Origin of the sequence: Thiohalomonas denitrificans (assembly GCF_016841685.1) — a bacterium.
Lineage (GTDB): Bacteria > Pseudomonadota > Gammaproteobacteria > Thiohalomonadales > Thiohalomonadaceae > Thiohalomonas > Thiohalomonas denitrificans_A.
The window spans coordinates 1-10,564 of the sequence record NZ_JAENYR010000100.1 but is presented as its reverse complement, the minus strand read 5'-3'; the positions used below and the strand labels follow the sequence as shown (position 1 = coordinate 10,564).

The 10,564-nt window shown below is 60.7% G+C and carries 9 protein-coding genes; all 9 read left to right on the top strand.

Features of this window, described 5'->3' with window-relative positions:
- Positions 1–84: 84 nt before the first annotated feature.
- Positions 85–900, top strand: coding sequence for a bifunctional DNA-formamidopyrimidine glycosylase/DNA-(apurinic or apyrimidinic site) lyase (gene mutM / locus Q7L05_RS15650; RefSeq protein WP_303908839.1), 816 nt, complete (start codon positions 85–87; stop codon positions 898–900).
- 143 nt (positions 901–1,043) lie between these two features.
- On the top strand, positions 1,044–2,081 hold the full coding sequence (locus tag Q7L05_RS15645; RefSeq protein ID WP_303908836.1) for a hypothetical protein: 1,038 nt from the start codon (positions 1,044–1,046) through the stop codon (positions 2,079–2,081).
- 624 nt (positions 2,082–2,705) lie between these two features.
- Positions 2,706–3,074, top strand: a complete 369-nt coding sequence (locus tag Q7L05_RS15640; protein WP_303908833.1) for a DUF4398 domain-containing protein — start codon at positions 2,706–2,708, stop codon at positions 3,072–3,074.
- Complete coding sequence (locus Q7L05_RS15635) at positions 3,071–3,856, top strand: OmpA family protein (protein WP_303908830.1); 786 nt, start codon at positions 3,071–3,073, stop codon at positions 3,854–3,856. The genes Q7L05_RS15640 and Q7L05_RS15635 overlap by 4 nt, the downstream gene beginning before the upstream one ends.
- Positions 3,857–4,847: 991 nt before the next feature.
- A complete protein-coding gene (locus Q7L05_RS15630; protein ID WP_303908827.1) occupies positions 4,848–5,540 on the top strand; it encodes a response regulator transcription factor in 693 nt (230 codons plus the stop codon).
- On the top strand, positions 5,531–6,937 hold the full coding sequence (locus Q7L05_RS15625; RefSeq protein WP_303908824.1) for an ATP-binding protein: 1,407 nt from the start codon (positions 5,531–5,533) through the stop codon (positions 6,935–6,937). Before Q7L05_RS15630 ends, Q7L05_RS15625 begins: the two co-directional genes overlap by 10 nt.
- Positions 6,938–7,035: 98 nt before the next feature.
- Positions 7,036–7,791: a glycosyltransferase family 2 protein gene (locus Q7L05_RS15620; protein ID WP_303908821.1), complete on the top strand. Its 756-nt coding sequence runs from the start codon at positions 7,036–7,038 to the stop codon at positions 7,789–7,791.
- 1 nt (position 7,792) lies between these two features.
- Complete coding sequence (locus tag Q7L05_RS15615; protein ID WP_303908819.1) at positions 7,793–8,461, top strand: TVP38/TMEM64 family protein; 669 nt, start codon at positions 7,793–7,795, stop codon at positions 8,459–8,461.
- A gap of 9 nt (positions 8,462–8,470) precedes the next feature.
- A complete protein-coding gene (locus Q7L05_RS15610; protein WP_303908817.1) occupies positions 8,471–10,225 on the top strand; it encodes an ArnT family glycosyltransferase in 1,755 nt (584 codons plus the stop codon).
- The last annotated feature ends 339 nt before the right edge of the window (positions 10,226–10,564 follow it).

Below are 10,564 nucleotides of genomic sequence, written 5' to 3'. Positions count from 1 at the left end.
GAAAATAGGTTCCAGACATTTTCAACCGACTACATCCATGTAGTCGTCTGCGGTGCAATACTGTTTTTCAGCGAGTAGCCCCCAGTGCCTGAACTCCCCGAGGTCGAAACCACCCGGCGCGGAATCACGCCGCACATCACCGGCCGCCGGATTCTCGCCGTTGAGGTACGCGAGCCGCGTCTGCGCTGGCCGGTGCCCCCCGACCTGCAGAAGCGGGTGGCGGGACGGCGCGTAACCGAGGTGCGCCGGCGCGGGAAATACCTACTGCTCGTGCTGGAGCGGGGCAGCATGATCCTGCACCTGGGGATGTCGGGCAGCCTGCGAGTGCTGGAGGTGCCGCTGGCACCGGGCCGTCACGACCATGTGGACCTGGTCTTCGCCGAAGGCCTGCGCCTGCGACTGACGGACCCGCGCCGCTTCGGTGCGCTGCTGTGGACGAACGGGCCGCCGGAGAGCCACAAGCTGCTCGCCGGTCTGGGGCCCGAACCCCTGAGTGATGCCTTTGATGGCGATTACCTGTTCCGCCGCTCCCGCGGGCGGCGCATCCCGGTCAAGGCCTTCCTGATGGATGCCAAGGTGGTGGTCGGGGTCGGCAACATCTACGCCAACGAGGCGCTGTTCATGGCCGGGATCCGTCCCGAGCGAGCGGCCGGGGGCATCTCACGCGCCCGCTATCTGCGCCTGGCGGAGCAGGTGCGCAGCATCCTCGAGCAGGCCATCATCCAGGGCGGTACGACACTGCGAGATTTCACCGACAGCCAGGGCCGCCCCGGTTATTTTTCCCAGAGCCTCGCCGTCTATGGGCGGGGCGGCCTGCCCTGCCCCGCCTGTGGCGCACAGCTCCGTGAAGTACGCCTGGGACAGCGATCGACGGTTTTCTGCCCGCGCTGCCAGCGATGATTGATCTTTTGCCACAGAGCACACCGAGCACACAGAGGTAAATGGCAGGCCGACATGAGCAGCTTCCTCAAACTCTGTGGCCTCTGTGGCTAAACTGTCTTTCGCTGTAAACTGGCCGGCCCATTTCAACCCGGTGCTTCACCTTGCCGACGACCGACGACGTTTTCGCCTCTCCCGATCGCCTGCGCCATGCCTTCGAGAAGGGCCTGGGGCGGCTGCTGGAACGGGACACCCTGGGGCCGTTTATCCTTGCCACCGCCAATGCCAGCTTCGAGCCGGAGCTCTGGAACTCGCTGCGACCGGCACTGGAGGAGCGCTTCGAGGAGCTGAGCACCAAGTACCGCGCCCGGTTGCTGGGCAACGGCACCATCCCGGATGGCGATGAAGACCTGACGGTTTTCCTGAAACTGGCCTTTCTCGGCTTCAACAGCCTGGAACCGACCCGGTTCCGACAGGCCGGTCCCTGGGAGGTGCAGTTCAACCCGCTACGCGCCTTTCGTCCCCAGCGCATGAGCACCCAGTCGGTGGATGGGATCCGCAAGCCGTTCAATCCGGACGGATTCCATTTCAACAAACCGTTCATGGAGAAAGAGATCCTCTGGGAGGGCATTCTCGGCGGCAGCGAAGCGGCGCTCTATTACAACAAGTACCCCTTCGTCGACCGTCACGGCCTACTCGTCCCTGAACGCCACCAGCAGCACCCGCAGTTTCTGACGCCGGCCCTGCATGACTTTGCCTGGAAGCAGGCGGCGCGGCTCGGCGAGACGCTGCCGGGGGTGGGACTCGGCTATAACGCTTACGGCGCGGGCGCCTCGGTCAACCATCTGCATCTGCAACTGTTCGTCCGTGACACGCCGCTCCCGGTGGCCGATCCGCACTTTGTTCACAATGGCGGCAGCGAACCCTATCCGGCCCACTGCATTGCCCTGGACGATGCGGAGGAAACCTGGGAGCGGATCGACGCGCTGCACCGTGCGGATATCGCCTATAACCTGCTCTACCTGCCCGGCCGCGCCTACCTGCTACCCCGTCGCATCCAGGGCAGCTTTACGGTACCAGACTGGTGCGGCACCTGCGCATGGTACGAAATGGCCGGCGGCGTGGTCACCTCCAACCGGGAGCTGTTCGACACCCTGACCTTCAGCGACATCGCCGGTCTGATCAGGGAAGCGACTATCTAGACACCATGGATGGGCAATATAGCGCCCCCCGTCATTCCCGCGGAGGCGGGACTCCAGAGAGCAGCGGCATGGTTCAAAATGGATCCCCGCCTGCGCGGGGATGACGAATATCCTAGGCCGTGCATAATCACTCAGGCGAGCAGTTACCCAAAGAAAATCCTTTGATACGTTGCGATGAAGGAGCCTGTCCGAGAATAGCAATGGGCTCCAAAATGTAGGTTGGCGCTGAGGAACGAAGCCCAACAAAATCAGCGTTGCACTTAACACTTAATTGGGTGAATTCAGGGCATAACTCACCCCAACCTACAAAAAACGTACTACTCACCCCCTCCGTCATCCCCGCGTAGGCGGGGATCCAGAGAGCAGCGGCATGACTCGAAATGGATCCCCGCCTGCGCGGGGATGATGACTCTTCGGCGTAACAACTCCAGATCTCCGCTCCTGGATCCCGGCCTGCGCGGGGATGACGGATTTCCGGGGCTGTGGGCAATCACCCGGGCGAGCAATTACCAAAAAACGATGTTCTCGGACAGGCTCCCAGGCAACCCATTGCAGAACGATGCCATTGTGACTATTCGTTAGGTAGACAAGAGAATAGCCACTTACCGGTCGCAGGAGCAGAGGATGGTAATGCCGTCATGGATGACCGGGGCCCTGGCCCTGCTGGCGCTTGCCGGCGGCTGCGCAGGGCCACAATTCACGGAGTCCCCCACTGTCACCCTATCCGGTGCCGAGCAGGCCCTAAAAGAGGCCCGCGCCACCCGGGCGGCGGAGTTCGCCGCGCTCGAGGTGCAGATGGCCGAGGACAAGCTGGAACAGGCCCGCTCCATCGCCGAATCGGGGGAGCAATTGGGGCGCTCCCGACGTCTTGCGGAACAGGCCGAGATCGACGCGCGCCTGGCGATCATCAAGGCAGAGACCGAACGCCTGCAGCAGATGAGAAGGCAGCTGGAAGAGACCATCGAATTGCTTCGCAAGGATCTGGACTCGTGAAGCGGATCCTTGCACTCCTTGCGGTTGCGCTCATTTCCGCCTGCACCACCGCCCCCAACGGCACACCGGAACTGGCCGATCTCCGGGCCACTTATCGCGCCGTCTCCGACGTACCCGAAATAAGGGCCAATGCCGCCTATTTCCTGCACCAGGCGGATGAGGCCATCAAGCGGGCAGGCAGCACCTTCGACGCCGCCGAATATGACCACCAGATCTACATGGCAAGGCGCTATCTGGGAATGGCGCAGGCGGTCACCAAACGTGAACGGTCCAAACGCGAGGTCGAACAGCTCACCGACCAGCACAATCAACTGCGCAGGAAGTTGCGCGCCGAGCAGGAGGCATCAGCATCCCGCCACACCGAGGTGCTGGAGGCGGAGCTGGCCGCGATGGAAGCGACACGGGTCGACCGCGGCGTCATGGTGACCCTCCAGGATGTACTGTTCACCCTGGGGCGCACCGATCTGATCCCATCGGCTCAAGATGAACTGAGGACCGTCAGCAACTTTCTCCGCAACCATCCCGATCGCATCCTGGTGGTGGAGGGGCATACCGACAGCCTCGCCAATACGAACTACAACCGGGTGCTCTCCGAGCGGCGGGCCAACGCCGTCAAGCATGCGCTGGTCGCACAGGGAATCGACCCGGATCGCATCATCAGCCGCGGCTACGGAGAGGCCCGTCCCATCGCCAGCAACCGGACCGAAACTGGACGGCAGCGAAACCGGCGGGTCGAGATAGTGATATTGACCGAGAGTGAAACGCCACCGTCATCCGAATGAAGCTTCGAACAATTCACGTCTGGTTCCACAGGTTTTTTTTTGGTGTAAAAGGCCACATCAGGACTATCAGCCACAGGCCCGGATCCATTTTCAGAAACCGGTTTTGCTCATCGGCGTGCTCAGTCTGCGCTGGCGTTCTTGCTCACTATTGGTCCATCAAGGCGCGCTGCGCAGGGAGTGGTGCGCCCTTTGATGTGCAGGGATGCACGACTGCCGCGAGCCATGGATGCGCAGGAGGGCCAAGCAGCGCACCAATCCGCGGGGAGCGGATTGGGACAACCGCAAGCTAGTCCTAAGGGCGGACTCGAGGGGAAGGAGTCCGCAACGCAGGATTTAGCCCCGGTAGCGGCGCTCCCTTCGGGCCGGCCCACAAGCCCCCCCGGCTGCATTGCAATCGCTTGAATTGGTTACGACCAGTCCTGCGCTCCCGCGCCTTGCCGATGGCGTTTGTGAAACCGGCTGGGTGTTACACTATTTCCGATGGGCCACTAGTGTCCGAGAATAGCGACCGTCACGAAGGCAAGACGGATTGAGTCAGATTTTCCGGCCATCTGAGGCGAATACGACTGCATGGACGCCGTCGTTAGAGCGACGCATGCCGCCATGGATGACGGCAGTAGAGAACGTCTGGAACCTATTCTCGAGGATGTCCGAGCCGACGAGTGCAGGGAAGCACTTGGTAGAGCGAAGCAGGATGCCCGAGCCGAGTAGGCCACTCTATTCTCGGGCAGGCTCCTAGCCAAACACTCGCTTCCCCTTGCTTCAGAATACGCCGCCCTGCTACTTCTATGCCGGCAAATATGCCGGGCGACGAGAGTCAGACAGGTGTCGGATATCATCACTCCTTCCTGGAGATGCAGTTAGAGCACCGATTAGAATAGGTTCGGTAGCCGCGAAAGTCGGATTTTAGCCCGACCTGTCGGCCGGAAGGCCGACTGAAGCCAAACCGCCAAACAGGAAAGCTCTCAAAGATTAGCCAAAAGGGAAAAGAATGAGGATCTTGTTGGTTGAAGACGATCACCTCCTCGCAAAGACCATGCTGAGCATGCTGCGGGATGACCACAACACAGTGGACTGGTTGGATGACGGCCAGCAAGCCCTCAGTGTATTACCCGATGAACATTTTGATGTGGTGATTCTGGACCTTACCCTGCCCAGCGTCGACGGCCTGGAGGTGCTGCATGCAATGCGAAGTCAAGGCATATCCACACCGGTGATCATCCTCACCGCCCGTTCCGAACTGCCGGAAAAGCTATACGGGCTGGACTCGGGGGCGGATGACTACCTTACCAAACCCTTCGCCATGGGCGAACTGAAAGCCCGCATCCGTGCAGTAACCCGCAGATCGGATGGTCAGGCCCACCCCGGCCTCACGGTCGGCATACTTAACCTTGCTCCGGACTCCAATCAGCTGAGGGTCGGCAACGAAGTGATCCCGCTGCCCCGGAGCGAATTCCAGATTCTCCACTTCATGATGCGCCACCCGAACCAGGTTGCCACCCGCCGTCGGCTGGAGGAACAGCTGTATGGATGGGAGCAGGGAGTGGAAAGCAACACCCTGGAAGTCCACATACACCACCTGCGCCGTCGCATTGGCAAATCCGTTATCCGAACAGTGCGGGGAGTGGGTTATCTGCTGGATGCCCAGCAGGCGGCAAGCTGCAAAGACTCTTCATGTCCCTGACCCGAACTCTGACACTACTCGTTACCACCACGGTATTGATGATTGCACTAGTGGCTGCAATCTGGAGCTATATCGAGAGCAATCACGAGTTGGGAGAGCTGTTCGATGCCGAGCTGGCCCAGAGCACCCGAATTGTTCAGGGCCTGGTCCGGAACATGGTGGAGTCGCCGCCCGATCATCTCTCGAAAATCCTGGAAGAGACGGTGAAACTTCTGGAAACCAGGCAAAAGGCAGGCGGTGATGATGCAATCCTGCCGGAGGGCTCTGGTCACAAATATGAGAAAAAAATCGCCTTTGAAGTCTGGTCTCCGGAAGGCGAGCCACTGCTGGATACCTTGGCAATAGCCGAACACCTGCCTCTGGAGCCAGGCTATTCCTGGACCGAGTCCATCGAATTTTCCTGGCGAACCTTTACCCTGCAAGATCCGGAAACCGGCTTCTGGATACGGACGGCCCAACGCGAGGATGTACGGGAAGAATTGAGCCAGGAACTGGCCATGGGGAATGTGCTGCCTCTGGTTTTTGCCATGCCGCTGCTGATGGCTGCGATTCTTATTGCCACCCAGCTGGGGTTGCGCCCGCTGCGCAGGCTGGAAAGACCGATCAGGCACATGGCACCGGAAAACCTTCACCCTTTGGACGACCAACATGCACCCAAAGAAGTCTCTGGACTGGTTCAGGCCGTTAACGGACTGCTCAAGCGCATGGATATGGCCCTGGAACGGGAGCGTCGGTTCTCCGCCAATGCCGCCCACGAGTTGCGTACCCCGCTATCGGCCCTGCGACTGAATCTGGAGCAAGCCTGCGAATTCCGCGCCGACGAGTTCGGCGGATTAACCGAATCAATCGACAGAATGGTTCACCTGGTTGAGCAAATGCTGTTGCTGAGCCGGGTGGATTCCGGTTCCGAATTCGACCCGGAGCACCACAATCTTTCAGCCGTTGTTGAACAGAGCATCGCCGATGTAACCCCCCTGGCCTTGAAAAAAGGCATTGAGGCGATTCTGGAGGACACCACCTGTCAGGCCGTGGTCAGCTGCCACGCCGCCCTGATCAATACGCTCATGCGTTCCCTGCTGGCCAACGCCATTCAGTACAGCCCGCGGGATACCGTTGTGAAAACTCACCTTAGTACCTCGGGTGACGGCTATCTCATCTATATTTGTGATGAGGGCCCCGGTATTTCTGTGGCTGACCGCGAACGTGCCCTGAGCCGCTTCGTGCGCCTTGACCAACGGGTGAGCGCGGGTGCCGGGCTCGGGCTGGCCATTGCCTGCAGAATAGTGGAGCTGCATGACGGAATGCTGACACTGAACGACCGCCCGGATGGCGGCAGTGGCTTATCGGTTGAGGTCTGGCTACCGGCCCGGCGACCACCCGATTTAGAGCCTGTTTAAGGTTCAGTTAAGCATCTCCGAGCAGAATACCGGCCTCATGAAAATGGGCCGGCATCCTGTCAGCCCTGGAAATCGGCATCAGGCAGGTGCTTTGTACTATGGAGCCAAAAACATCGGTTTCTGTCGTTATTCCTGCCCGGGATGAGCAGGAAAACATCGCCGGGCTGGTGACGGAAATAGACAGAGTCATGCACGATCGGCACGATAACCCCCGCTTTGAAATCGTCCTGGTGGACGACGGCAGCGGTGACCAGACGCTTGACACTGCACTCTCGACGGCTGCAGCGCTGGGGTGTGCGCTCCAGGCTATCCGTCACGAACGCAGTATCGGCCAGAGCGGCGCGCTGCAAACGGGCATCCGCCGGGCCCGCGGCAACCTCATAATCACCATGGACGGCGACGGCCAGAACGACCCGGCAGACATCCCTGCCCTACTGCAGTGTGCGGCGACCATTACTGCGGAGGATTACTGCGTCGCAGGTTTTCGCAAGAACCGCAGAGACACCCAGTGGAAACGCTTCCAGTCGAGGCTGGCCAACCGGGTGCGCAATGCCCTGCTGCGAGACGGAGTCCCGGACACCGGTTGTGGGCTCAAACTCCTCCCCAGAGCCACCTTTCTGCGGCTGCCATGGTTCGATCATGCCCACCGCTTTATTCCGGCCCTGGTCAAAGGTATTGGCGGCCAAGTAGCGGTGGTCGAGGTCAACCACCGCCACCGTCAGCAGGGGGTTTCCAAATATTCCGCCTGGAACCGGACCTGGGCCGGCATCGTCGACCTCGTCGGCATACTGTGGCTATTGCACCGCACCCGAATCGCACAAGTCAGCGAGTACCGTGACACGGAGTCGGCCTGAAGTGAATCGCTGGAAAGCGCCGCTACTGTTTCTGGTTCTGACTACTGCCGGTATCCTCGCCATACGACAGGGCTGGCTCGACCTGTTTGCCGACCAGCAACGGATAGCTGCGTACCTCAACGGCCACGGTTTGCCGGGTTTGTTGGCCATTGCCGCTGCCGGCGCCCTGTATACGGGCCTCGGCGGCCCGCGACAGCTGCTGGCATTTGTGTCCGGCTATGCCATGGGAGCACCGGGTGGAGCCCTGTTTTCCACACTAGTCACTACCCTGGGGGCTGCCGGCTGTTTCTATGCGGCACGGATACTGCTGCGACCCGGCCTGACCCGGCGTTTTGCGCGGCGCATGACAGTTTTCGATCAAGCCGTGGCGGAACAGCCCCTGATAAAGATCCTGGCGATCCGGCTATTGCCGGTAGGCAGCAACCTGTTGACCAATCTGATGGCAGGTGCCTCCGGCATTCGTCTGGTACCGTTTCTCACCGGCAGCGCCCTGGGGTATCTGCCTCAGATGTTGATCTTTGCCCTCACCGGTGCCGGGCTCGGTAGCGCGAACCAGCACCAGCTGCTATTAGCCATCCTGCTGTTCGCCATGGCAACCCTCATCGGCTCGGTGCTGTATCGTAACCACCGGGCCCGCACGCTGACCGAGCCGCTCTCCAACCAAACCTGACCTCCTGCCATGCCTGTATCCGAAGCGCACCATCGTGTATCCGCACGCCAGCCACAGCTGTCGGATAACCAGCTGCTTCTGCTTCTGCTCGCCTTTAGCGCAATCATGCTCTTCACCGGCATCGGCCTGCGCTCGCCCTGGCCAGCCGATGAACCCCGCTTCGCCGAAGTGGCGAGGGAGATGGTGGCCTCGGGGCAGTGGCTGATCCCCATGCGTGGGGGCGAGTATTATCCGGACAAGCCCCCGGTCTTCATGTGGGCCATCGCCTTTTTCTACTGGCTGACCGGTAACCTGAAGGTCGCCTTCCTGTTGCCCAATGCTCTTTGTGGCCTACTAACCGTGGCCCTGGTATTTGATCTGGGCCGGCGGCTATGGAGCCCGCGCACCGGCGCCATCGCTGTCTTTCTCCTGCTACTGGCTCCGCAGTTCCTGCTGCAGGCCAAGAATGCCCAGATCGATGCCATGGTGGCCTGTTGGATCACGGTTGCCGGCTATGGAATGCTGCGGCATTTCTTCGACAAGCCCGCCTGGGGCTGGTATTTCACTGCCTGGGGTTTTATGGGGCTGGGCATTATCACCAAAGGGGTTGGTTTTCTCCCCGCACTGATATTGCTCCCCGTCCTGCTACTGGCCGCAACCGACCGTACACGCTTCGCTGAGAGCTTACGCTGGCGTTGCGCCCTGGGTCCGCTCGTGATGGTTCTGGTAGCGGCCGCCTGGCTGCTCCCGATGGTGTGGGCGGTGGACCGGTTAGGCACCGACGCAGCCCTGACCTACCGGGACAATATCCTGTTTAAACAGACCGGTGAGCGTTATGTGAATTCATGGGGCCACATCAAACCCTGGCACTATTTTTTCTCCAATGTAATCCCCTCGCTATGGTTTCCGCTGCCCCTGCTGCTGCTGGCCGCATGGCGTCCGTGGGTACAACGCTTGCGGGCCGAACCGGTGCTGGTAACCATCTTTGCCTGGGTTGCACTGGTGGCCCTGTTCTTCAGTCTCAGTCCCGGCAAGCGTGGCGTCTATCTGTTACCGGCGCTGCCGATGTTTACTGTGGGCCTTGCGGCGGTCATGGACGGTCGGCGGCCTGCCCGGTGGCTGGGGCCGCTGCTGTCTGGCCTGCACCTGCTGCTGGCCGGGGCCCTGATTGCCCTGGGTATTCTCGCCTGGTTCCACCATCCATGGATGGTGGAAAAGGCCAGCGACTACACCCGTGATCCGACTCACCTGCACGGGATCGGCGGTTTCCTTGTAACCGTTGGCGCGGTGTGGCTCGTCACCCTTTTCATCTTCCGGCGCAGTCACGCTATCGGCGCTCTGTTTGCCGCAATAATGGCCAGCTGGTTGCTGTTCTCCACTTGGGGCTATCTGAATATCGAACCGCTGCGCACCCCGAGAAACGTTCTTTCAGCTGCAGAGGATATGCTGCCTGGGCAGGCCACCCTGGGGCTCGTCGATTTCAGGGAGCAGTTCATCCTGTTCTCGAAACTCGACGTCACCCACTTCAGCTATTTCACCAGCAGCCGGGAACAGGAGCGCAATGCCTGGCGATGGATGAACGAAGGCAACGACCGCTACCTGCTGGTGGGCGATGATCTCGAACTTGAGTGTTTCGACTCCCACAACGCCCGTCCCCTGGGCGTCGCACATCGACGGCGGTGGGTACTACTGGGACCGGAGCAACGCTTGGGTCGATGTGAGCCACCCGCAGTACGGCAGGAGTTTCACACACCCAATCCGGGCCGGTGGCTGGAGCCGAGCTGAGAATTCAGAAGCCCGAACTCATGGCGTCGCCCAACAGCGAAACGGCCGGCCGCGGGCCGAGTGGTAGTTCCATTGCACCATGCGGCTAGTGTCCTGTCCGAGATAGACTGACCTACTCGGCTCGGGCATCCTGCTTCGCTCTACCAAGTGCTTCCCTGCACTCGTCGGCTCGGGCACCCTGCTTCGCTCTATCAAGTGCTCCCCTGCACTCGTCGGCTCGGGCATCCTGCTTCGCTCTAACTCCTCCATCCGTGGAGTCGTTGCGGCCAAGCCTGATTGGCCAGTTCGCCTCAAATGACCGAAAAATCTGACTCAATCCGTCTTGTCCTCGTGACGGTC